The following is a 24,788-nucleotide window of genomic DNA, read 5'->3' on the forward strand; positions in this document are numbered from 1 at the left end:
TTCTGTATTTCTCCAAAATGGCACAGAAATGTGCTCTTATAAGACAAATATCTTCAAAATATAATCATGAATTCTCTCACTATAGATACAGATGTTTCTTCCAGAGTCTGGTTTATTACAGGGTGTCTGGGTGGCATTGGACGCTATCTGGCCGAAGCAGTACTAGCTCAGGGTAATAAAGCTGTTATCACAGCTAAAAATCCTGCAAAGTTCTACTCTTTACAGGAACAATATCCGGAACATGCACTAGTAATGCAGTTGGATGTTTCAGAATTTCACCGTATCCCAGAAACTGTAAACAAAGCGATAGACCGTTTTGGAAAAATAGATGTATTGGTTAACAATGCTGGCTATGGCTTACAAGGAGCCGTAGAAGAACTGACTATGGATCAAATAAAACAGCAGTTCAATACCAACTTTTTTGGGATGCTGGAAGTAACAAAAGCCATATTACCCTATATGCGGGAAGCTCGCCAGGGTCATATTTTAACCATCAATTCACTGGCAGGTGGACTTACAGCTCAACCCAAACTGGGAGCTTATCACGCTACCAAGTTTGCAATTGAAGGATTGTCGGAGTCATTGGCACAGGAAGTAAAACCCCTTGGCATCAAAGTAACTGTGGTAGAAATGGGTGTTCAGCGTACTGACTGGTGGGGAAGTACACTGATCCGCACAGAGAATGTGATCGATGAATATACGCAGGCAGGAAATTTTTCCAACGGAGCATCAGATCTAACCAACACCCGCACATTAAATGATCCGCAAGCTACAGCAGAAGCAATCCTGCAGGTAGCCAATCAACCAGATGCACCATTGCATCTTATTATTGGACACGATGCCATACAATCGATCCGCCAAAAAATAAACTTGCTTCAACAGGAAATGCATGCATGGGAATGGATCTCAGATGCTATCCTTTCAGAAGAAAATTCAGACGTTTAGAAACAACTGATATCTACAAAGCAGGCTCTTGTATTTTGACAATACCAATCGATATAAGAGATCCAGGCAGATACTTGTTTTTATCGTCTTGTTTATATACCAGTTTTCTTAATCAAACCAACTAAACTCAAAAAACAGGAAGTACTATGTATTCCTGTAATGTATTACAATTATGTGGATTGTACGATTAGCCCTGACCCGAGCCTATACCATTGCTGTAATGGCTCTTCTGATCTTAATCATGGGTATCGTTTCCATCGTTCAGATGCCAACGGATATCTTCCCCAGAATAAACATTCCGGTGATAACCGTTATCTGGACGTATCGGGGATTATCTACCGATGAGATGGAAAAAATGATTACCAACTTTAGCGAAACCGCCACTACAAACAACGTAGGTAACATACGACAGATGGAATCGCAAACGCACAATGGTATTGCCGTTATCAAAATTTTCTTCCAGCCCGACGTTCGGATTGAAGAAGCATTGGCGCAGGTGACTTCCATTGCCCAGACTATTCGGGTACGGATGCCCCCAGGAACTCAGCCTCCGCTGATTGTGCGTTACAATGCTACGGAAGTGCCTATATTGCAACTAGGTCTTTCCTCTGATAGCCTTACAGAATCTCAGGTGACTGACTATGCCCAAACAAGGATACGTCCTCAGATTGCAACTGTGCAGGGCTCACGGATGTCATTGCCTTTTGGTGGAAAAACCCGTCAGATTATGGTAGATCTTGATCCGGAGAAGTTACTGGCTCAGGGACTTACTCCTGAAGATGTTGTCAATGCCGTATCAGCACAAAACTTAACTCTTCCCAGTGGACAAGCACGTTTCGGAGATCGGGAATACAATGTTCGTCTGAATACAAAACCTGATGTCCTGTCAACACTCAACGATATTCCTATAAAACAGGTCAATGGTGTAACGCTTCACATGCGGGATGTAGCCAATGTACACGATGGAGCTGCCATACAAACCAACGTAGTAAAACAGGATGGCGTGCGGGGTGCATTGTTTAGTATTGTAAAGATTGGGAATGCCTCAACTACAGCTGTAGTAGATCGCATCCGTAAAGAAATCCTGCCACAGGTACGTGCCGCAGCACCAAAGAACTTAAAAATCACCGAACTATTTGACCAATCCGTTTTCGTACGTGCCTCTATTCACGGAGTGGTATTGGAAGGGGTGATTGCAGCATTACTGACAGCTGCTATGATTCTGCTCTTCTTGGGAAGTTGGAGAAGTACACTGATTGTTGCTATTTCTATTCCTTTGTCTATTCTCTTCTCGCTCACTGTCTTGTACCTGTTAGGTGAGACATTAAATATCATGACTTTGGGAGGCTTGGCACTGGCAATTGGTATTCTGGTAGATGATGCAACCGTAACCATAGAAAATATTCATAGAAACCAGGAATTAGGCCTTCCTCTGCGAGAGGCTATTCTGCAAGGAGCTCAACAGATTGCCACTCCAACATTGGTAGCGACTCTGACTATCTGTATTGTGTTTGTATCTGTACTGTTTCTGGAAGGCCCTGCACGATTTTTATTCGCTCCAATGGCCATGTCTGTAGTGTTTGCTATGCTGGCATCCTATCTGTTGTCAAGAACATTAGTGCCTATGCTGGCAAATCTGATGCTGGGAGCAGAAGAGCATCATCATACAGAAGGACATGAAGCAAAGCCTAAAAATATCTTTGCTCGTATGCATGCAGGATTTAACAACTCATTTGAACGTTTTCAGTCCCACTACATGACTATGTTGAGTTGGGCTTTGAATAACCGGAAAAAGATGCTTGTTATTTTCCTTATCGTAGTCATTGGTACAGGGGTAATGATTCCTTTTGCCGGACGTGACTTTTTTCCAAGTGTAGATGCAGGTCAGTTTCGACTACATGTACGGGCTCCATCCGGTTCCCGTCTGGAAGAAACCGAACGAATTGCCTCTCAGGTAGAAGCTGTTATCCGAAAAGAAATTCCATCTGAAGAAATAGAAACCATTATTAACAATATTGGGATGACTAGTGAAGGGTATAACCTGACCTTTACAGATAACTCCTCGCTGGGTACTGCAGATGCGGAATTACTGGTGGCCTTGTCTGAAGAAAAGACAAAATCCACCAGAGATTACATTCGTCACCTGCGTGAAGTATTACACGAACAAATGCCTGAACTGGTTGTATTCTTCCAGCCTTCAGATATTGTGAGCCAGATTTTGAACTTTGGTTTAACGGCTCCTATTGATATTCAGATCGCTGGTTTTGACAGAGCTAATAACCTGAAAGTAGCACAGGAAATCAAACAACGTGTAGCAAGTATTCCAGGTGCAGTAGATGTTCGGTTACATCAGGTCTTGAACGCACCAGAGTTGTTTGTCAATGTTGATCGTGAACGAGCACACCAGTTGGGTCTTAGTGAACAAAAAATCGCGACCAATATGATGATTTCATTGAGTGGTACTACACAGGTGCAACCAAACTTCTGGGCAGATCCACAGACAGGCTTTCCATATCTGATTGCAGTGCAAACGCCACCATTCCGGTTAAATACAATGGATAAATTGTTGCAAACCCCTATGGTACTGACTCAGGATGCTTCAACCCCACAACTATTGAGCAATGTGATGAGTATTGAACGCAAAATGGCTCCAATGATTATTAATCGTGTCAACACGCAGCCTGTATATGATGTGTATGCTTCTGTGGAGAAGACAGATTTAGGGTCTGTTTCCAGTCAGTTGGAAAAAATCGTAGGAGAATATCAATCTCAGCTGAAGCCTGGTAACAAGATCATTTTACGTGGACAGGTAGAGAGTATGAACAGTGCATTCTCCCGCCTGGGTATTGGGTTGGTATTTGCAGCAGTACTGGTATACCTGCTAATGGTAGTTAACTTCCAGTCATTCCGTATCCCATTCATCATTATCACAGCGCTGCCTGGAGCTATGTGTGGTATGGTGTGGATGTTGTTCTTAACCCAGACACCTTTTAGTATCCCATCTCTTATGGGAGCTATCATGAGTGTGGGGGTTGCCACAGCTAACAGTATCCTGATGGTAAACTTTGCCTCAGATACTTTACTGGAAAGCGACCTTTCTCCATGGCAGGCGTCCTATGAAGCAGGTAAAGCCCGTCTGCGTCCTATTCTGATGACAGCTCTGGCTATGATTATTGGTATGTTACCTATGTCGCTTGGATTGGGTGAAGGTGGCGAACAAAATGCGCCACTGGGACGTGCCGTAATCGGAGGTTTGATCCTTGCCACATTCACAACGCTGTTGTTTGTACCTGTTGTATTTAGCTATCTGGCACCTAAAAAAGTAAAAGAGGCAGTGGCTTAATCCACTGCCTGCATAAACACACGACCATTATACCATAAAACTATAGTAAACATGAAATCAAAAATCTTAATCTGGTTCGTTCCAGTTGCCTTAATCCTTCTATTTCTCTTTGTTGGCGTTCTTCCCCACGTTCGTAACCGCCAGGAATTACATGCTTCTGTACAAAAAGAACAAAATCTGGTTGTCCAGGTAAATACAACTACCGCAACCCGTTCTGATTCCATTTCCAGTCTTACGTTACCTGGACAGATTCAACCGCTTCGGGAAACCCAATTGTATGCACGTACTCAGGGTTATCTGAAAAAACGTCTGGTAGATATTGGAAGTCCGGTAAAGAGAGGACAATTACTGGCAAGTCTGGATGCACCAGAACTGGACCAGGACATTATTCGTGCGCAAACAGATCTGCGACTGGCAAAAACCAATCTGGAACGTGTAGAAAGCGTTACATTACCTGGAGCTGTATCCAAACAGGACATAGACAATCGTCAGGCACTGTATGATATGAACCAGGCAAATCTGCGCCGCATTGAAGTATTAAAAAGTCTTCAGGAAATACGTGCACCTTTTAATGGCATTGTAACTGCACGTACTACAGAACAAGGAGCACTAATTACAGCAGGAAATAGCACTCCGTTATTTACAGTTTCTCAGTTAGATACTCTACGTGTGTATACAGATGTGCCACAGTCCTATTATAAATATATTCAGTTAGGACAAGCAGTAGAAGTTCGTGTACCGGAACTGTCAGGTAAAACATTCAAAGGAAAAGTAGTAAGAACCTCTGAAGCACTTCGTTCTCAATCTCGTACTCTGTTAACAGAAGTACTTATTCCTAATCCGGGTCGTGAACTGGTATCAGGTTTGTACGGACAGGTAAACTTCCAGTTAAAACAATCTCTGCCTCCGGTTGTAATTCCTGCTAATGCTCTCTGGATGACATCTACAGGTCCACAGGTAATGGTCGTAAAAGCTGACAACACACTACATGTTCAACCTGTTGAAATTGCCCGTGATTTCGGCTCTACTGTTGAGATAGGAACGGGTCTGCAAGGTGGAGAGAACCTGGTAATCAACCCATCTGACAATCTGCGTGAAGGACAGCGTGTAGTATCTAAAATCGCATCTGTCCCTGCTAATTCGACCAAATAACCATCTGAAAACAAGGAATTTGCTTTATATGAAAGTATTCACCAACTACCTGACGGGCTTTATTGCTTTAATCATAAGCCTGTCAGGTATGGCTCAGTCAACAACAGCGATTGCTGAGTCTGATAAAATACAGCCGTCTACACAGCAAAAAGATCCTGTGCCTGCTATCAATCAGTGGTGGCAGCTTTTTCAGGACCCTTTACTGGACTCACTGATTCAGGTTGGCATTGCCAACAACTTAGAGATTAAGTCTGTAATGAATCGTCTGGAGGAATCCCGTACCCGTATCAAACTGGCAGAATCCTATCGGGTTCCATCTGTGCGATTTGATCCATACGCCTCTACTCAAAACCTTGCACCGAATCGTCCACTGGCCTTACAGGTTCAGGATCAACAGGTAAAACGCTTCATTATGAATACCTTTCAGCTTCCAATAGATGTAAGCTATGAAGTAGATATCTGGCAACGTTACAGAAAGCAGATACAGGTAAATCAGATGTTAAGCCAGGCAACTGAAGCAGAACGTCAGGCTGTACAGCTTACTGTTACTACAGAAATTGCACGCAATTATCTACTTTTGCAAACTACTGATACAGAAAAACGGGTATTGGAACAAGGTTTGCGTTTACGGGATTCAACACTACAGGTAGTCAAAGCCCGTTATAAAGCAGGACTTACCACAGAAATGGATGTACAACGTGCACAAACCGAAGTAGCTACTATACAAATACAGTTACAAAGTATTCAGCGCACTCGTTCTGAACTTGAACTTTCGCTGGCAGTCTTAACAGGAGCAGAACCGACTCAGCTAAGCATTCCGGAAAAAACACTGGCAGAATTATTACCAGTTGTTCCAGCAGCATCAGCTAACGAATTACCATTACATCGACCAGACCTGATCCAGTCTGCCTATATGACAACTATTGCAGAAGAACAAGTTCGAATCAACAAAGCAGCTTTACGCCCAAGATTAAATCTGGTAGGGTCGGCAGGATTAACTTCACGCAAAGTCGATATGCTGCTTAGTTCCAATAGTGCTACCTATATGGTAGGCGGAAGCATTGTGATTCCTATTTATGAAGGAAATCGTAACCGAAACAATGTAGTACTGGCCCAACAACAGGTTCAAACAGCAACATCGACATATCAGCAACGTGTATTGACAGCCAAAAAAGAAGTAGAGACAGCACTGGTTAATCTGCAAATACTTACTCAACAAAATGTAAGTCAGCAACAGGCTGTTGAATCTGCGTTACGAACACGGAGTTACTCACGTGAATTGTATGTAAAAGGGCTTACTACTTTCCTGGATGTTGTAGACTCCGAACGCACTGCATTGGATCTGCAACGTCAGGCAGTTAACCTTCACGGACAACTAGCACTTTATACAGTTGCTCTTATCAAAGCGCTGGGAGGAAGCTGGTAAGTATACCTTATATTTGTTAATTACACAGTCCCTACTGACTATTCAGAGGGACTTTTTTATTTCTCTATTGAATGCAGTAAGCTAACAGGTTATTTTTTGTCGTTACAGATCAGAGGTTACATCTATTTTGAAGCACTTTCCATAAAAAAGTTCTTCGGGCATGCATCAACTCCTGCTTAATCTGCTTTTCATATTTTCACTATTTAGCGAAACAACAAATAAAATACAGAATAAAATATTTTTCACAATCTTAAACGCGCTTCACCTCGGAAAAATCCATATTAACAGTCAAAACTCCAATCATAAGTTTCAATTAAATATCTTATTTACTAAGTATGTAATAATAAGCTATATAGGAGAGAAACAAACAGAAGTTCATGCACTTACATTTTTTCTATTATCTATACATTACCTTATCATGTAAGTTATCTACATGAATTTCATTTTACTAATAGTACACAATACGTTAGTCAATAACCTCCTATTTACTTTGAAAAAGCTCAAACTGCTCTACAAAAGCAAATTAACACAAAAGCCTCCACATAGAGCTACGCCTATAGAAAGGTTACAGGCATAGTTATTAATCGTACAGTTTACCGTATGGATCTCACACTTTTCCGATAAAAGCACCATGAAAGTATGGTAAAATTACATTAACAGTATAGCTATTTACGGAATGCTTTAGTATATCTATGCTATCTTGCCGTATCTTAAAAAAACAAAAATTAGTAAACAGATGGCAGGCAAGTCGTTATTCACTATTGTTTCTTACAATGAAGCAATTCCTGAAGTACAAAAAATTTATGACGAAACTAAAAAAGAGTTAGGAATTCCATTTGTACTTAACTGGTTTAAATGCCAGGGGAATAATGCCATCTTATTAAGAGGAAACTGGGAAAAGCTTAGATCTACATTGATCATGGGCAATGTTCCCAATATTATAAAACAGTTGATTATTTATAATGTATCCAGCAAACGCAAATGTGAATACTGCGCTACCGCACATGCCATATTTGCCAATATGATGGGCAAAGCAATAGGTGGTAATGACTTTATTATTACAGAGAACCTGGATAGCGACATAATTCCTGTTAGTTACAAAACTGCTTTACGGGTTGTGACCAAAGGAGCTTTGCATCCGGAAACAATCGGACAAGAGGACTTTGATGAACTATACGAAGCTGGTTTTGATTCAGGTGAAATTCAGGAACTAATGGCGCAAGCTGATTTAGTCAATATGCTTAATACCATTGCTGATATCTCAGGAATTAAAGTTGATAATGAATTACTCGAAATCGAAGTTTAATTTCCTGATCATTGAGTAACCCATTAGAATTCAGATATCGTCTTGTGTATGAGTCGCTGGCCAAACTGACTACTCATCTGAATCATTCAGAAACGCTCGACGAGGTACAGCATTGTTTGCAAAGGCACCTGAAATATCTCTTTGACTATCAATTGGTCAGATTTGGCTACTATCAGGACGGACAGTATATTATCTATTCAGGCTTTAAGGCTGAAAGCCGATTGGAAACAGGCAGTACAAAATTATTCTGGGAACATGAACGGATGTTGCAAAAGCAGGAAATCCCGGTTGTGCTGGATAACCTTTCCAATCTTGATGTCAGAGCAGAAACGTATCCGATTCCACTGAAAGAGATATGTGATAAAATATGGGGCTGGCATTTTCCTTTTGGAAAGACTAGTGGAATGGTAGTATCTGTATTTTCTGGAGAAAATAAACTATTCTCTCAAGCAGATATTCCTGTATTAAAGATTATATCTGAAAGTCTATATTCACGAATCTTTACCATTTGTCTGATTCAGGAACTGGACCAACGAAAACAGGACTTGCTGATTGCACTGGAAGATGTACAAGAAAAAAACCGAATTGTTTCAGATCTCGTACATAAACAGGAGGAAATCATTCAGCAGCGAACCCATGAGTTACAGAGAAAAAACGAAAAACTATTAGAGCTATCAAAGCTCAATGCCCATTCAGTTCGGGAACCCTTATCCAGGATACTGGGACTGATACAGGTAGCAGAACTTATATATAGTAACGAAATTCAACCAGAATGGCTGGCAATGTTACAGGTATCCTCACAAGACCTGGACTCTGCCTTACAAAATGTTATACAGCTCACAGATCGGGAGATCTTAAAATAAACGTAGCAAAGGTATGCCGAAGAAAGTAATGTTAGTAGACGACATGGAGATTGCAAACTTTATCTCCAAAAAAATCATTCAGAATACCTTGGGTGATGTAGAAGTATATGATTTTACAAGTCCGAAATTGGCGTATGAACAAATTGAAGAGATCCATCCTGATATTATTTTATTGGATCTGAACATGCCTGTTATGGATGGATGGGCATTTCTGGAACGGATGCAGGCAGAAAATAAACAGGATTATAAAGTCTTGATCCTAACTTCTTCTACCAGTGAAGTTGACAAAGAAAAAGGTATGCAGTTTTCCAATGTACTTGATTTTTGCTCCAAACCACTTAATAAAGAACTTCTTATAAGCTTCTTTCTGACAGAAAAGCTGTCTGCCTGATAAAAGTATTACAAAACAGAAAATGGTCAAACCAGCAATTTCAATTGTGTAGGTTTGACCATTTTCTGTTTTGTAAGTTATTGTCTAATCATCCAGATTACCAACCACTTCATACTGTGTGCCGGAAGCAGTCACAACAGGTTTATACAAAAGATCATCAAACTCATAGTAATTCTCTCCATCAATTGTCACTTCATCCACATTATCTTCTGGTAAATTGGGTACTACTGTACCTACTACAGGCTCTATTGTTTCATACTCATTGTCTACCTGCTTGTAGTAAGCACCCTGATAATAATAATGAGGAGTACCTCCAATAACAATATTTGTATACCCAACAGGTAAAACCCTAATACGCACACCCCTGGGAGGAGCAATTACGGTATATACATTGTTGACTTGTGTATGATAAAATCCATTGTAATAATAGTAATTACGTCCACGGGATACTACAGTTACATGGCCAGCAGGTAAAACAGTCACAGTTCGAACACGTCTTGGCCTCACTACCACTACTTTAGCCCGCGGATAACGACGCACAGGTCTGGCTCTGACAACCCGTACCCGCTCTACCCGTCTGTGTGCATGTCGTTGAGCAAACAAGTCACTCTCTACTGAAGTCAACAGACTTATCAGTAAAGTTGCAAAAACTATTATTTTCATTATTCGTTTGTTTAAAAGTTGTATTCAATCAGACCACAAAAGTTGCACAAGGTTTAATCTTCTGGTTTACTATTCCAATATAGCACTTATACAGACTTATAAACAACTCAGAATGACAGGATTAATTACACAAACAGCAGAAGAACAAATTACTGGCAGAAAAGAAGCAAAATAGGGTTTATCAGAAAAAACAGCTGTTTTTTATCTGATATACAGTAATTAACTGACATCCAAACCCATTTTGGCTAGCATGCGAATAACTGCATAAATCAGGATGTATCAGAACGATATTAGCCTTACATTTGATTGTCGGAATCATCCGGTTTTGTTTTATTTAATTTATCTTTATTTCAATGAGTTTCTGTTTAGTAAAACGTGTATTTCTCATGCTGACAGCAGGTCTCATCTGCCAGATCAGCTGGGCGCAAGCTACGAAATACCCCATTATTCCCTACCCCACAACATTGGTTGAGAAGGAAGGACAATTTACAATTACGGCCAAAACCAATCTTTCATTGGCTAAAAATGCAGCTTTATTTGTCAACGAAGCAAACCAGTTGAAAGACATTATCAAAAATGCCACAGGGATTACGTTGTCTTCCAAAAAATCAAAAGGAGGCTCAGCTATCCTGTTTCAGCAAGACCCAGGCATTGCCAATCCAGAGGGATATCACCTCACAATTACTCCAGAACTAGTAACTATTACAGCAAAAACTCCGGCGGGTATGTTTCGGGCAACCCAAACACTGCGTCAGTTATTGCCTGTTAAAGCTTCATCTTCACAATCTGTTACTATACCCGCTGCAGAAATTAAAGATGAACCTTTGTACACATGGCGAGGAATGCATCTGGATGTTTCACGTCATTTCTTTTCGGTAGAATATCTCAAAAAATATATTGATCTGCTGGCTCTTTATAAAATGAATAAACTGCACCTGCATCTCACAGATGATCAGGGTTGGCGAATTGAAATCAAGAAATATCCTAAACTAACAGAACAGGGAGCCTGGAGAACATTCAACAACCAGGATTCAACCTGTATGAAAAGAGCCAAGGATAATCCTGACTTTGAGATTGATACGAAACATATTGTACAAAAAGATGGAAAAACAATGTACGGAGGATTTTATACCCAGCAACAAATGAAAGATATCATCGCTTTTGCTGCAGCCCGACACATTGAAATTATTCCCGAAATAGACATGCCTGGTCATATGATGGCAGCTATCAAGGCATATCCTTATCTGAGTTGCAGTGGAAATACCGGCTGGGGTAAAGATTTCTCGACACCTATTTGTCCTTGTAATGAAGCTACATATCAGTTTGCTCAGGATGTGTATAGTGAGATCATAGATCTGTTCCCAAGCGAATATGTTCATCTTGGAGCTGATGAAGTTGAAAAGACCAGTTGGGCACAGGCAGATGTTTGCAAGGAACTTATGCAAAAAGAAGGAATCAAGAATGTCAATGAATTGCAAAGCTACTTTGTGCACCGCATGGAAAAATTCTTCCACTCAAAAGGTAAAAAGCTGATTGGCTGGGATGAAATTCTGGAAGGCGGAATTAATCCATCAGCGATTGTGATGTACTGGCGCAGTTGGGTACCTCAGGCACCCATCAAAGCAGCCAAAAATGGAAATCAGGTAATTATGACACCGGGCACCCCTTTGTATTTCGACTCTCCTCCTGATAAAAATTCCGTATACAATGTGTATCATTTTCAGGTTATACCCAAAGGCCTAAGTGAAGCAGAAGGAAAAGCAATCATAGGTGCACAAGCCAATCTGTGGACAGAATATATTCCTTCCGAAAAACGTGCTGACTATATGTTTATGCCTCGTATGACAGCCTTAGCAGAGGTACTATGGACACATAAGGATCTATACAAGTCTTATCAAAGCAGATTGATTCAACACTACGGCCGACTGGAAACAATGGGTGTACACTACCGTATTCCGGATTTGACAGGTTTTACAGGAGAAAACGTATTTACGGATCAGGCTGTACTAACGGTTCAAAAACCGCTTCAGGAGTTAACTATTCGCTATACAACAGATGGAAGCTTACCTCAGGCGACATCTTCTGTACTCCCTTCTTCTCTTACCATTAAAACACCTTCTACTATCAAAGTAGCAGCCTTTACTCAGTCAGGATCCCGTGGCGATATTTACACGCTTTCCTACAAACAGGAAACGTACGCCGAACCGGCTTCTGTTGCCAATCCGGTGCAGGGGCTACAATGTACCTACTACCCTGAGTATTTCCTGAATACTACTCAAATCAAAACCAAGAATGCCGCTGGTACTTCTGTAGTTAAAACAGTAGTTGTACCTCAGGAGGCTACAGCAGGTAGCTTTGGACTAACCTATAGAGGATATCTGAACATACCAGAAACAGGTGTGTATAGCTTCTATCTGACATGTGATGATGGTGGTGTATTGCGTGTAGCAGGTCGAGAAGTAGTCAATAACGATGGTCAGCATTCGGCTATTGAAAAAAGCGGACAGGTAGCGCTTAAAAAGGGCTTGCAGCCTATCGAGATTGACTTTATTGAAGGTGGGGGCGGTTATGCGCTTAAACTACAGTACAGTCTGGGTAATGAAGCACCTAAGGACATTCCTGCCAGTTGGCTTGTTCAACCTCAAAACAAATAATAGTCAGGCATTATATTTATATAGTACATTACTACAGGTTTATACCTGCCAGTAATGTACTTCTTATTTTATCTTTATTCCTGTTCATACCATTATGTCAATTGCAAACCATAGCTGGGATCTGAGTATACCAGAAGCAATAGCGTTACAAAAAGAACTACGTACTCAAATACAACTCACACCTCTTGATAAAGAGATACGATATGTAGCAGGTACGGATATTTCCTTTAATAAATTCTCAGATACTGTATATGCAGGCATTGTTGTGTTAGACCTAACAACCTTGCAGGAAGTAGCTCGTTCTATGGTTGTAACAGAAACACATTTTCCCTATGTACCTGGTCTTTTGTCATTTCGCGAGATTCCTGCTTTGCTGCAAGCCTGGGAACAGCTAACCTTTAAACCAGATCTTTTAATTGTAGATGGTCATGGCATTGCTCATCCAAGGCGACTAGGTATTGCTACCCATCTGGGTCTGGCGTTGGATATGCCCACCATTGGTTGTGGTAAAAGCCGGCTGACAGGTACCTATACCCTACCAGATAATGAACCAGGTTCTACCTCTCCATTATGGGATCGCCAGGATCAGATTGGTATAGTATTACGTAGTAAGCGAAACACACTACCGCTATTCATATCTCCTGGTCACAAAATCACCTTTGCAGAAAGTGTTACGATAGTGCAGAAATGTATTACCAAATATCGACTTCCGGAAACTACCCGAAAAGTACATGATGCAGTAAATGCCCTACGTATTGCTTACAAAGGTCCAGCATCTCCAGCCTAATAAAGATAATTTCATATACTTTTCAGCTCTTAACTCTAATATCCTATTTTCCTATAAAATAAATCCTATTAACATTTAATAATAACTCATACTTTCAAAACCAATTTTTATCCATACAAAACTAATCTTTCACTCTGCTTCTTTAAATTCGCTATTGCATATAAAGTGTAAATACCTAATATAGAACCTATTACTAAAAAACATACTTAAAAATAGTTCTTACATCCATAAATTGTCCATCAGAATACTTCTCTTAAGTATAAAATTCGCATAAATAATTGTAAGTCAATATATTATAATTAATAAAATTTTTACTTATTATTTTCAATAAAAAAATATTTTTTCTTTTTTAGATTAAAACTGCAATTTCCCACAAATTTCTTACATGCTTCTATAAGTCCAATTCCTCACCTAACTCACTAAATACCCATTAAATTCATAAGTCCAATTACTCATTTTTCTTTTATATTCTGAATGCAGCGATAATAGCTTTTTTCTTAACTAATTATCTATATCGCCACAGAATAATACAATAAAAAGCCCCGCCTATTTAATATAACCACGAAAAATATTGTACTTTTCTTATAGTATGTAAGAGAGTACTCTTTCAGTTATCTCCCGATAACTGCATGCAATATTTTGTACTTTTTCTGGCTCATAGTACTTTTCAAACATACCAATAGTACTTTTTCAACAGCTTTTTTTTGCTTTTTCCCCTTTTATTACGAATCTATTATTACATCATGATTGTACTTTTTTCAATACAGAACTGCCGTACCTTTGTATCGTTGATTTACACAATCAGCCATACAAAACCAAATCAATAAAAGTATAACCTTTAAATCACCCATCTTAAAAATTACCTAAAATAACAATCAGCAATTATTACTATGAAAACCTCTCTAATGTCATTCGCCCTTGCCCTTGTTCTTTCAGTTACAGCTTTTGCCATGGACAATATCGATGACACTAAAAAAACTTCTTCAGCAACAATTACAACAACTAATCGTGCAGCCGTTTACAATCTGGTATATACTTCTGCCAAAGCAGGTCTGGTAACAGTATCTATCAAAAATCAGGATGGTCTTGTTGTAATGCAGGAGGAAATTGAATCAGATAAAAAAGGATTTATCCGTCCATATAACTTTACAGCAATGCCTGCAGGAAGCTACACACTGGTAGTAAAAGATGCAGCTGGCAAATCAGAATTATCATTGACTTATGCTCACACAGTGCTTAGCCCAGTGCGTAAGGCTGAGATCAAATCACTGGAAAGCAATAAATATCAGTTACGTCTGATAGGTAGCTCGGCAGAATCTATTGAGGTTACAATCTATAACCAGTTTGATCTGCCTGTTTACACTGAGACTTTAACACAAAAAGGAAGCTTTATCAGAACCTATGATTTAAGTAAAATGAAATCAGCTAAAAATCGGTTCGAGGTGAAAGCTAATGGTAAAATAATCAACCAGATTGAGTTATAAGAGTAGTGCACTTTATAGACTAGGCGTTTGTGCAAAACCCCAAGCTTTCTTAGCTTGGGGTTTTGTTTTTGTCTCCAAGCAGTTAGCAATACACATTACAGTTTATAAAATAATATTTTTTATTGCAAAAATCATGTTTGTAATTTATATTTTGTACATTCCGCTATAGTTGTTAGCAACCATAATCTAAGGTATCTGGCAAAGTACTGGCAGAATATGGACCATATGTTGGCTTGTATATTCTTTTAATTACTACCAGAATGAGGAAACTGTTACAGCAGCTTTTTCCATTTAGTAAATGTTTCAAAAATATTCTGGTTTTGCCCTTTATAAAGGACAGAGGTAGTTATTTCTGTTTCAAAGCTCTGGTATGTTTTTCATTGACTATTATTTTTACCTCCATTGCTCAAGCACAGGAGCTACAATTCAAAATCTATGCAAGCAACCAGATTGCCCCAGGCTCTGCACCTAAGTCGGTTGTACAGGATTCACTGGGTTTTGTTCTGATTCTTACAGATAAAGGTTTATTCCGCTTTAACGGACTGGAATTCTCACCAGTAAGACATGCACCTTACTTTACTCAACTTGTTCAGACACATACAGGCAAACTACTAGGACTTGGCTTACATGGTGTGTATGAAATCACCAGTTTACCAGATACCATAAAATTCTACAATCGATTATCCAGCCAGCAACCTATAGGCTTCTTTGAAGATTCAAAAGCAGGCTGGTGGATTCAATTGATATCTGGTGATATTCTCCATCATACTTTTGGTCGTTCCGTTTTGTTTTCGGTGCCATCACACACTCAACCCTTATTTTTATGGAATAACTCCCAAAAAGGTATATCTGCATTGTCACAGGATGGAAAACTATTTGAGATCCAATCTGATCAACTCACCTTCCAACAGATAGATGAATTACCTCAGTTAAAAGGTCTTGTATCTGTTATTCAAAGATCTGACTATTCATTCTGGGCAGCAACCAATCATGATCTATATGATATGAAGCTGTTAAACTCCGGAAAACAAAAAGCTGAACTCACTAAAATGAATGTTCCCACAAGTGAGATTACCAGTTTATTTCAGGATTATTATAATCACCTATATGTAGGAACCAACGATCGGGGTCTATTGAGGACAAATTTATCTGAAACTCCTTATCATTTTGAAGAAACATTATTTTCTAATCAGATCACCTTATTTGATACGCTTCCTTTCCAGTCTGTCAAACAATTTTACCAAGGCAAAGCCTCATCCATCTGGATTATTTCTAAAGAAGGAGTAACTCTGCTTTATCCTAAATTTTTCTATCATCCATATCCAGCAGTTTTACCCTACGAGCTAGGCTCAATCTGTCAAATACAAAACGGCAATTACTATGTCAGTTCCATTAATGAGATATTACGTCTTCCGGTATCCGCTCATTTTCAGAACCCAATATCTGTTATGCGGCTCCCCAGAGGTTCAATCTCAACAACAGCTTCTGACAGAAACAGGGTCTGGATTGGTAGTAGTCTGGGACAACTATCCTATCTGGAAAACGATCATTGGTACCCGGGCTTAAATCTGAGTAATCGTGGTGGACCTATTTTTAATATTTACACAGATTCTCGCCATAGAACCTGGTTCTGTCAGGTATATACCCATAGTCCATTACCAGGAATCACCTATACAGATTCCACCCTTTCCATACATTACTATGGTAAAGAAAAAGGTCTGACAGGTCGTATCATCACTGTAAAAGAAAGTTCTTCCAAAACCATATATGTGGGTGGGATTGGAGATAATTCTTATTTATATAAATACCATCCTGACAAAGATTATTTTGAAAATCTAAGTAAACGTCTTCCATTTGATATCAACCACTTTGAAGTTCATGACTTGATTATTGATGAAAAAGAGAATGTATGGATGGCCAGCACACATGGTTTGTTAAAATATGATCCTGTAAAAAATAATGTTACCCGTGTAGAACTGGGGCCCTATATTACTACAGCAGAAATGCGGGCTATTATTCAGGATGATCGAAAACAAATCTGGATTTCAACAGATGCCTATGGACTATTGTGCTTTAGGAACGGAGCATTTGTACGATATACACTTAACAATGGAATACCTCCTCCCAGTAACGTACTTTGGTATCGCAGGCTTTTTATTGATAATCAAAAACGACTTTGGGTGGGAAGTAATACAAGTTATACAGCATCTTTCTTACCTGCACCTAAACCACTTATTACTCCCAAACCTTTATTTCTGGAACTACGCTTCAATAAAAAAGTATTCAAAACTATTCCGTTTGAGTCTGTGTTTCCCTATCATACAAATCTCAAAGCTGCCTTTGTTAGCCTGTCTTATCCTACAGGCTCAATAGAATACCGGTTTCGACTACGCAATCTGGAAAAAAGATGGTCTACTCCCAGTACACAACAAACCGTTTCGTATCAGATGTTACCAGCAGGAGATTATACCCTAGAGATACGTGCCCGAAAAGGTGGTTATGACTGGAGCCCTACATTAACATTCTCATTTCATATAGAAGAGGTATGGTATAAACAAACCTGGGCGTATGGTATTTATTTTGCTGTTCTGATTGCGTTGATCTGGATTCTTATGCAGGCAAATACATGGCGACATGAACGCGAAAGACTACGGCTTAACAAAATTATAGATAGCAAAACGCAGGATATCTGGAATAAACACCAGGAGATACTGGCTCAGAACGAAGAACTGCATTCGCAACAGGAAGAGATTGCAATGCAACGGGATAAAATAAGCGCCCAGTTTGAGGACCTCATAAAAGCTCAACAGATCATAGAAGAGCAGAATAAAACTATACGACAACGCAATAAGTCGCTGAAGAAAGAAGTAGACATACGTACACAGGAACTGGTAGAATACAATCAACAGCTGGAACAGTTCGCTTTTATTACTGCCCACAACCTTCGATCACCTGTTGCCCGTATCCAAGGTCTGGGTACCTTGCTTGAAATGGCAGAAACTCAGACCGATATTGATCCTAAGGATATTACAAAAAAACTAATAAAAACAGCCTATGATCTGGATCAAGTCATTAAAGACCTGAATGCAATTCTGGAAGTCAAAAAGAACAGCACTAAAATTTTATCAGAAGTCAATCTTTACCATGAACTTGAGAAGGTAAAAGCTAATCTGTCCAAAGAAATACAGGATACAGAAACCGAACTACAAGTAGACTTTTCGGAAGCATTTCTGTTTTTATCCATTCCAGCCTATATAGATAGTATTCTCCATAATTTGATTAGTAATGCGATCAAATACCGACATCCGGATCGTACACCCATTATACGTATCCGAACCTGGCAACAGGAGCAAACCATTGGCATGGAAGTAAGTGATAATGGCCTCGGCATAGATCTGACGGCGTATGGCAAAAATGTATATCAGCTTTATAAACGTTTTCACTTTCATGTGGAAGGCAAAGGCTTGGGACTATATCTTGTCAAAACACAGGTAGATGCTCTGGGAGGTCGTATTGAACTTGAAAGTGAAGTAAACAAAGGTACTACCTTCCGCATTTATCTTACCCCAGGCAAAGAATCCGGTATCTAAATTGCCTTTATTTGTTAATACAAGCCAATCTATTTTATAGCAAGTACAGTTATTTTTCTGCTCCCTCCTGCATTTCTGCAAAAATCCTTACTTTTGCGCTTCGTTTAGAACCTCTTAAACCGAAAATAACCTGTATGTCTGAGTACAACTTTCGTGAAATAGAAAAAAGATGGCAGCAACGCTGGGAAGAACAGCAGACCTATCGTACAGATGTAGACGCCAGTCGTCCCAAGTACTATGTACTGGATATGTTTCCGTATCCATCCGGAGCCGGATTGCATGTGGGGCATCCACTGGGTTATATAGCCTCGGATATTGTATCCCGCTATAAACGTCTGCAGGGTTTCAATGTGCTGCATCCGATGGGATTTGATTCGTTTGGTTTGCCAGCAGAACAGTATGCAATACAAACCGGACAGCATCCTGCCGTTACAACAGAAAATAATATTGATACGTATATCAGTCAGCTGAAGAAAATAGGATTCAGCTACGACTGGAGCCGGGAAGTACGTACGTCTGATCCTAAGTTCTACAAATGGACACAGTGGATTTTTATGCAACTGTTTAACCATTACTATGACAAGGATGCAGATAAGGCTCTTTCAATCAGTAAACTAACCGAACACTTTGCAAAACAGGGCAATAGTGGCATTAATGCAGTATGTGATGAGGATACGCCTGCTTTTACAGCAGCAGAGTGGAATGCAATGACAGATAAGCAGCAACAGGAGTTGTTGTTTAAATATCGTCTGACTATGCCTGATGAAGCCTATGTAAACTGGTGCGCGGCACTGGGTAGTGTATTGTCTAACGATGAGGTAAAAGATGGTGTATCTGAAAGAGGTGGCTATCCGGTAGAGCGTAAACTGATGAAACAGTGGTCTATGCGGATCACTGCCTATGCAGATCGATTACTGGAAGGATTAAACGAGATTGACTGGTCTGACTCTATCAAAGAACAGCAACGCAACTGGATTGGCCGTTCACAGGGGGCGAGTGTACAGTTTGCGATTGAAGGAAACAGTGATAATCTGATTGAAGTATTCACTACAAGGGTAGATACTATTTATGGTGTAAGCTTTATTGTACTGGCACCTGAACATGAGTTTGTGTCATTCCTGACTACGCCTGAGCAGAAAACCGAAGTAGATACCTATGTAAAATGGGCAGCATCCCGTTCAGAAGTAGACCGGATGTCAGAAGTAAAGAAGGTGACAGGAGTATTTACAGGAAGTTACGCTATCAATCCATTTAATGGAGAGAAAGTACCTATCTATCTCGCTGATTATGTACTGGCTGGCTATGGAACAGGTGCTGTAATGGGTGTGCCTTCCGGTGATCAGCGGGACTGGAACTTTGCAACGCATTTTAATCTGCCGATTATTCCTATTCTGGATTCACAAAAGGATATGGATAAGCAAGCAGATGCTACCAAAGAGGGACACTATATCAACTCCGACATCATCAATGGTATGGAGTATAAAGAAGCTACAGCTACCCTGATTAAGTGGCTGGAAGAAAAAGGTTTGGGTAAAGGCAAAGTACAATATCGTCTACGCAATGCGGTATTTAGCCGTCAGCGTTATTGGGGTGAGCCAGTACCTGTTTATTATAAAGATGGCCTGCCTCAATTAATTGATGAGCAGGATTTGCCATTATTATTACCTGAAATTGATAAGTATCTTCCAACTGAAACGGGTGAGCCACCACTGGGAAGAGCCGAGAACTGGAAATACAAAGGACAGTATGAATATGAGTTAAGTACTATGCCTGGATGGGCTGGTTCCAGCTGGTATTTCTATCGGTATATGGACCCTCAGAACGACAGTGAGTTTGCCTCCAAAGAGTCGGTTGACTACTGGCAGAATGTAGACTTGTATCTGGGAGGCTCAGAACATGCGACAGGACACTTATTATATTCCCGTTTCTGGAATCACTTCCTGTATGACCTGGGCATGGTACCGCAGAAGGAATATGCAAAGAAACTGATTAATCAGGGAATGATTTTGGGACGGAGCAATTATGTCTATCGTGTGAAATCTTCTGAAGGAGAAGGAAAAAACCCGGTATTTGTATCATATAATCTGCGTAAAGAATACGAAACAACTGCAATTCACGTAGATGTAAATATTGTTGAAAACGATGAATTGAATGTGGAAGCATTCAAAAAATGGAGACCAGATTTCCAAAATGCAGAATTCATCCTGGAGGATGGAAAATATATTTGTGGCTGGGAAATCGATAAGATGTCAAAACGTTATTACAACGTTGTAAATCCTGACGACATTGTAGCCCGTTATGGAGCGGATACACTACGTATGTATGAGATGTTCCTGGGACCATTGACAGATGCCAAACCTTGGAACACCAATGGCATCAGTGGTGTACATAACTTCTTACGTAAGCTGTGGCGGTTATTCTATAACGAAGATAATGGTAATCTACTTGTAACCGATGCAGAACCAACTCGTGAAGAACTAAAGTCTCTGCACAAAACAATTAAAAAGGTAGCCGACGATATTGAAAACTATTCATTCAATACAACAGTCAGTGCCTTTATGATTTGTGTGAATGAATTGTCTTCTCAAAAATGCAGCAAACGGGCTATTCTGAGCGATCTGGTTGTAATTTTGTCTCCATTTGCACCTCACATCGCAGAAGAACTGTGGTCTATCTTAGGACACGCTACCAGCGTTACTAAGGCATCCTATCCGGTGTTCAATGCATCTTACCTGACAGAAGATAGTTTTGAGTATCCCATTTCTATCAATGGAAAGGTACGTATCAAAATGACCTTCCCGGCAGATGCTCTTCCGGCAGATATCGAGCAATCGGTATTGGCAGAAGAAACAGTACAGAAATGGCTGGAAGGTAAAGCACCGAAAAAGGTGATTGTAGTACCAAAACGGATTGTAAACGTAGTAATCTAAGCTATTTACAATCAAAGAGATATATGAGGTTCGGAATTTCCTGAACCTCTTTCTTTATACTTAAATGTACTGTATTGTTGCAAAACACATCTAGCCTCTTTGACTTTGATCTTCTACCTGTGGAGTCTTTTCAAGAATAAACTTTGAAAGGTCAATTATAGTAAGGATAAAAAATACGAGATACAATATGGTTACACTCAACCAGGTTATAGGTATGTGACGGCCAGTAAAACCATACCCCCAAAATGTCAGAAACAGGAAAAAAAAGATAAAGATGGAAGAGAATAACAGTGAAAAATTTATAATAAGCCCTAATGTCCTTTTTTGCCAGATCTTTTGATTAGACTGCCTGATAAAAAGAATAAGGAGTACAACTAATATCATAACAAGAAAAACCTCTTCCAGAAGAAACTCATTCGTATGAAAAAAGTCTATTGTAATCGCAATGCCGAGTAGTACAATTACAATCTGATGTAAGAGTCTGTAGTGTACTGTTAAAAGAGTTTTCACGTTTGGATAACCAAATATAAATCTTAGAGTAAACCTTTACTGATTTAGAATCGACTTCACTTTTGCTAAAAACTGTATAGGTGCCTGATGATTGGGATCGATCTGATGTGCTATTTCAAAATGCAGCTTCGCCTTTTCATATTCGCCCATTTTATAATAACACTCTCCCATAGAAAACTCTGCTAGCAAACTATTTGGGTTTTCTTCTAACGACAGATGGAAGTCGTCGATAGCATCTTCCCATAACCCAAGATCCATTTTACAAAAACCTCGGTTATCAATTGCTTCATAAAATTGGGGAAACAAATCAACCGCTTTTGAATAGGCATCAATAGCTTCCGGATACTTCTTTTCATCTGTCAAACGAAGTCCGTCTCTATAATAGGCAGTAGCAACAGGAATGTATTCTTTCGGAGCTTTTGTCTGACGCAGATACTCATGATACCCAATTAAATCTTCTGCTATAATAGGCTGATTGGTCAGTAACGTAGCATTGACAAATGCCTCTTTGTCAATAGGCAAATGGTACATCCAGATATCCAGTGTTTCTACATCTATCTGAACGGGCACCCGATCCAGAGGGGCATAGGTTAACACATGATAGCAATTAAATGCGGCATCGTCCATCAGTAATTTATACAGGTGATACTGTTGGTCTGATTGAAGATAAAAGAGATCTCCTGTAGTAAAATTCATAGGCAATAAGAGTGAATAGTTTACAATACCTGATACTACTTTGAGACGATTTTGTTGTCTGTTTTATTTTTTTCATTTGGAGTTCTGTTCAAAGTATCCTCCAGAAAAGCCAGAACTTCAACAGGAAGCTCTTTATGAAAAGCGTCTCTGTCAAATCCCGGCGGATCTGTAGAGGGTCGAAAATCAGGTCGTCGCATGGTTTCCGGAAATGGACTAAGAAACGAAAAATGGCCTGCATTTTCTACTACTTTATGTATGACCTGACTGGCATCAGGTATGCTGGTCAATACAACTTCGGCATTCCATGCAGGTGTAACCGGATCATGTTCAGCCATAAACATCAGAATCGGAATGGTGACCTTACTCAATGAATCTCTGAACCACCCAGTTCCAGGAGCTAGTAATACAATTGCCTTTACTCTTGGATTGGATGTTACATCAATTTTCTCGCCTTCCTTCAACCAAGGTATTCCACCTGCTACAGCCAAAGCGGTATACCCTCCCATCGAATGCCCAATTACAGCTATTTTATCCTGTGCCACAAAATCTTGTAACCACGATTCAGTAAGTAACTGTTCAATGGTCATGCTTACATGTCGTGGCCGATACTGCAAGTTTAATGCAGTATTTTCTAGCGTATTATTATTTCGGTTATTTCCATAATGTTCCAGCATGGCTGCTATATATCCATTTCGTACCAGATGCATACTGATGGTTCTGTAAAGCAAATGCGAACCGCCATTGCCATGTGAGATAATGACCAATGGGAATTTTCCTTCTGCAATATCAGCATCAACACTTACCTCCATTACATACGGGCCAAAAGAAGTAGGTGTTGCGGCTGTATAAGTAGGATACTGTACCAGAACCGGATAGGAAAGTCCATTTTCTTCATCCTGAATCTGAAGCTGACGACTACCTACAAAGAAATTGGTGTGACTCATGTACTTATAATGATAAACTTGTTATTTCTTATCTGATTGCCATTTCCTGACAGACTGAAGTATGCCTGTATGATAAAGAAAAGTCTTTTTCAGATCGTCAACATCATACACTGTATTCTCCCAAGCAATGATACTTGTTTTTGTGTCAGGGTAATAGAAATTCATTGAAATAAAACCAGGCACATAGCCTGTTAAGCCATATTGTCGTATGTTATCTTTCTGATCTATGGTAACACCATATCCATAGAATGTTAAGCCAAACAATGGGTGTTGCCGCACAGCTCCTTTCTGCGGAGTCATCATCAATGCCAGTGTCTTCTTTTTCAAAAGTTTGCCACCATATAAACACCTGTTCCATTGTAACAAATCCTGTACAGTAGAGATAAATGTACCTGCAGCCGGATAATTCTCAAATGTATCTTTTTCTCTTTCCAACGTTCCATTGGCCTGCTCAGTGTAGCCTTCAACCAGATGCAGATACCCTTTTGTATCCGGATGGAAGGTATTTCTCATACCACATTGAAGAAAAAGTATTTTGGATAGTTCAGCAAATGGCTTTCCGGATACCTGTTCAGCTATTCTAGCTAGCAGATTATAGCCAATCTGCGAATAGGCATACTGTGTACCAACAGGGAACTTTACAGGCTTATCCAATGCTGTAATACCATGCATATGAGTAAGCAGATGATGAATGGTTACAGTGTCAGCCCAAGAGTGCGTCAATTCCGGAAGATATCTTCGGATAGGTACATGCAATTTAACCAATCCCTTATCATATGCTTGTAATAGTACTACAGCTGTCAGTTGCTTACTAATAGAGCCTATCACAAACTGATCAGTCAACGCCAAAAGTTTCTTGCTGCTAAAATTCGCATACCCTTGTTCATGAGAATATACCACACTATCGCCTCTAGCAACAAGGATAGCTCCATTAAATGGTTTCTGTGGTTGTATAGTTAATACCGAATCTATGGCATCGCCAACTGTTTGAACAGGCAATCGGTCATCTAGCTGGGTGGCAGGGATACAAGTAATCGACAATGGAAGTGCAAACAGAAAAAGAGAGGCACTAAGTGCCCAAAAAAGGTTTTTCATGAAATCGTA

The 24,788-nt window shown here is 39.8% G+C and carries 16 protein-coding genes; 12 read left to right on the top strand and 4 right to left on the bottom strand.

Features of this window, described 5'->3' with window-relative positions:
- Positions 1–66: 66 nt before the first annotated feature.
- The 7 genes from QNI15_RS26985 (at position 67) to QNI15_RS27015 (ending at position 9,426) form a co-directional block, all read left to right on the top strand.
- A complete protein-coding gene (locus tag QNI15_RS26985) occupies positions 67–945 on the top strand; it encodes an oxidoreductase (RefSeq protein ID WP_314001589.1) in 879 nt (292 codons plus the stop codon).
- Between the two features lie 172 nt (positions 946–1,117).
- Complete coding sequence (locus QNI15_RS26990) at positions 1,118–4,288, top strand: efflux RND transporter permease subunit (protein WP_314034717.1); 3,171 nt, start codon at positions 1,118–1,120, stop codon at positions 4,286–4,288.
- Between the two features lie 51 nt (positions 4,289–4,339).
- Positions 4,340–5,440, top strand: coding sequence for an efflux RND transporter periplasmic adaptor subunit (locus QNI15_RS26995; RefSeq protein WP_314034719.1), 1,101 nt, complete (start codon positions 4,340–4,342; stop codon positions 5,438–5,440).
- 28 nt (positions 5,441–5,468) lie between these two features.
- Complete coding sequence (locus QNI15_RS27000; protein WP_314034721.1) at positions 5,469–6,866, top strand: efflux transporter outer membrane subunit; 1,398 nt, start codon at positions 5,469–5,471, stop codon at positions 6,864–6,866.
- Between the two features lie 736 nt (positions 6,867–7,602).
- The gene (locus QNI15_RS27005; RefSeq protein ID WP_314034723.1) at positions 7,603–8,172 is read left to right on the top strand and encodes a carboxymuconolactone decarboxylase family protein; all 570 of its coding nucleotides are present in this window, start codon (positions 7,603–7,605) and stop codon (positions 8,170–8,172) included.
- Between the two features lie 11 nt (positions 8,173–8,183).
- Positions 8,184–9,035: a hypothetical protein gene (locus QNI15_RS27010; RefSeq protein WP_314034725.1), complete on the top strand. Its 852-nt coding sequence runs from the start codon at positions 8,184–8,186 to the stop codon at positions 9,033–9,035.
- A 13-nt stretch (positions 9,036–9,048) separates the two neighbouring features.
- Positions 9,049–9,426, top strand: coding sequence for a response regulator (locus QNI15_RS27015; protein ID WP_314034727.1), 378 nt, complete (start codon positions 9,049–9,051; stop codon positions 9,424–9,426).
- Positions 9,427–9,510: 84 nt separating this feature from the next.
- Here QNI15_RS27015 and QNI15_RS27020 read toward each other — a convergent pair whose 3' ends face one another.
- Positions 9,511–10,089, bottom strand: a complete 579-nt coding sequence (locus tag QNI15_RS27020) for a DUF6515 family protein (RefSeq protein ID WP_314034729.1) — start codon at positions 10,087–10,089, stop codon at positions 9,511–9,513.
- 353 nt (positions 10,090–10,442) lie between these two features.
- Between QNI15_RS27020 and QNI15_RS27025 the strand changes: the two genes are divergently transcribed.
- The 5 genes from QNI15_RS27025 (at position 10,443) to leuS (ending at position 21,534) form a co-directional block, all read left to right on the top strand.
- Positions 10,443–12,743, top strand: coding sequence for a family 20 glycosylhydrolase (locus QNI15_RS27025; RefSeq protein ID WP_314034731.1), 2,301 nt, complete (start codon positions 10,443–10,445; stop codon positions 12,741–12,743).
- A gap of 94 nt (positions 12,744–12,837) precedes the next feature.
- Positions 12,838–13,530, top strand: coding sequence for a deoxyribonuclease V (gene nfi, locus QNI15_RS27030; protein WP_314034733.1), 693 nt, complete (start codon positions 12,838–12,840; stop codon positions 13,528–13,530).
- An 890-nt stretch (positions 13,531–14,420) separates the two neighbouring features.
- Complete coding sequence (locus tag QNI15_RS27035) at positions 14,421–15,014, top strand: hypothetical protein (protein ID WP_314001572.1); 594 nt, start codon at positions 14,421–14,423, stop codon at positions 15,012–15,014.
- A gap of 260 nt (positions 15,015–15,274) precedes the next feature.
- Positions 15,275–18,604, top strand: a complete 3,330-nt coding sequence (locus tag QNI15_RS27040) for an ATP-binding protein (RefSeq protein ID WP_314034735.1) — start codon at positions 15,275–15,277, stop codon at positions 18,602–18,604.
- A 134-nt stretch (positions 18,605–18,738) separates the two neighbouring features.
- Positions 18,739–21,534 (top strand): leucine--tRNA ligase, encoded by a 2,796-nt coding sequence (leuS, locus tag QNI15_RS27045; RefSeq protein ID WP_314034737.1) that lies wholly within the window; start codon positions 18,739–18,741, stop codon positions 21,532–21,534.
- 546 nt (positions 21,535–22,080) lie between these two features.
- Here the strand turns inward: leuS and QNI15_RS27050 are convergent.
- The 3 genes from QNI15_RS27050 to QNI15_RS27060 are packed head-to-tail and all read right to left on the bottom strand — an operon-like array spanning position 22,081 to position 24,779.
- Positions 22,081–22,740 carry a tetratricopeptide repeat protein gene (locus QNI15_RS27050; RefSeq protein ID WP_314034739.1) on the bottom strand — a complete coding sequence of 220 codons (660 nt, stop codon included), beginning with the start codon at positions 22,738–22,740 and terminating at the stop codon, positions 22,081–22,083.
- Positions 22,741–22,775: 35 nt separating this feature from the next.
- Positions 22,776–23,684 carry an alpha/beta hydrolase family protein gene (locus QNI15_RS27055; protein WP_314001564.1) on the bottom strand — a complete coding sequence of 303 codons (909 nt, stop codon included), beginning with the start codon at positions 23,682–23,684 and terminating at the stop codon, positions 22,776–22,778.
- A 21-nt stretch (positions 23,685–23,705) separates the two neighbouring features.
- On the bottom strand, positions 23,706–24,779 hold the full coding sequence (locus QNI15_RS27060) for a serine hydrolase domain-containing protein (protein WP_314001562.1): 1,074 nt from the start codon (positions 24,777–24,779) through the stop codon (positions 23,706–23,708).
- Between the last annotated feature and the right edge of the window lie 9 nt (positions 24,780–24,788).

The sequence above is a fragment of the Xanthocytophaga flava genome, assembly GCF_030068545.1.
Lineage (GTDB): Bacteria > Bacteroidota > Bacteroidia > Cytophagales > 172606-1 > Xanthocytophaga > Xanthocytophaga flava.

What these genes read in the sequence shown, in the direction of transcription:
- QNI15_RS26985 (WP_314001589.1), top strand. Translation starts at nt 67, where the DNA reads ATGAATTCTCTCACTATAGATACAGATGTTTCTTCCAGAGTCTGGTTT.
- QNI15_RS26990 (WP_314034717.1), top strand. Translation starts at nt 1,118, where the DNA reads ATGTGGATTGTACGATTAGCCCTGACCCGAGCCTATACCATTGCTGTA.
- QNI15_RS26995 (WP_314034719.1), top strand. Translation starts at nt 4,340, where the DNA reads ATGAAATCAAAAATCTTAATCTGGTTCGTTCCAGTTGCCTTAATCCTT.
- QNI15_RS27000 (WP_314034721.1), top strand. Translation starts at nt 5,469, where the DNA reads ATGAAAGTATTCACCAACTACCTGACGGGCTTTATTGCTTTAATCATA.
- QNI15_RS27005 (WP_314034723.1), top strand. Translation starts at nt 7,603, where the DNA reads ATGGCAGGCAAGTCGTTATTCACTATTGTTTCTTACAATGAAGCAATT.
- QNI15_RS27015 (WP_314034727.1), top strand. Translation starts at nt 9,049, where the DNA reads ATGCCGAAGAAAGTAATGTTAGTAGACGACATGGAGATTGCAAACTTT.
- QNI15_RS27020 (WP_314034729.1), bottom strand. Translation starts at nt 10,089, where the DNA reads ATGAAAATAATAGTTTTTGCAACTTTACTGATAAGTCTGTTGACTTCA.
- QNI15_RS27025 (WP_314034731.1), top strand. Translation starts at nt 10,443, where the DNA reads ATGAGTTTCTGTTTAGTAAAACGTGTATTTCTCATGCTGACAGCAGGT.
- nfi (WP_314034733.1), top strand. Translation starts at nt 12,838, where the DNA reads ATGTCAATTGCAAACCATAGCTGGGATCTGAGTATACCAGAAGCAATA.
- QNI15_RS27035 (WP_314001572.1), top strand. Translation starts at nt 14,421, where the DNA reads ATGAAAACCTCTCTAATGTCATTCGCCCTTGCCCTTGTTCTTTCAGTT.
- QNI15_RS27040 (WP_314034735.1), top strand. Translation starts at nt 15,275, where the DNA reads ATGAGGAAACTGTTACAGCAGCTTTTTCCATTTAGTAAATGTTTCAAA.
- leuS (WP_314034737.1), top strand. Translation starts at nt 18,739, where the DNA reads ATGTCTGAGTACAACTTTCGTGAAATAGAAAAAAGATGGCAGCAACGC.
- QNI15_RS27050 (WP_314034739.1), bottom strand. Translation starts at nt 22,740, where the DNA reads ATGAATTTTACTACAGGAGATCTCTTTTATCTTCAATCAGACCAACAG.
- QNI15_RS27055 (WP_314001564.1), bottom strand. Translation starts at nt 23,684, where the DNA reads ATGAGTCACACCAATTTCTTTGTAGGTAGTCGTCAGCTTCAGATTCAG.
- QNI15_RS27060 (WP_314001562.1), bottom strand. Translation starts at nt 24,779, where the DNA reads ATGAAAAACCTTTTTTGGGCACTTAGTGCCTCTCTTTTTCTGTTTGCA.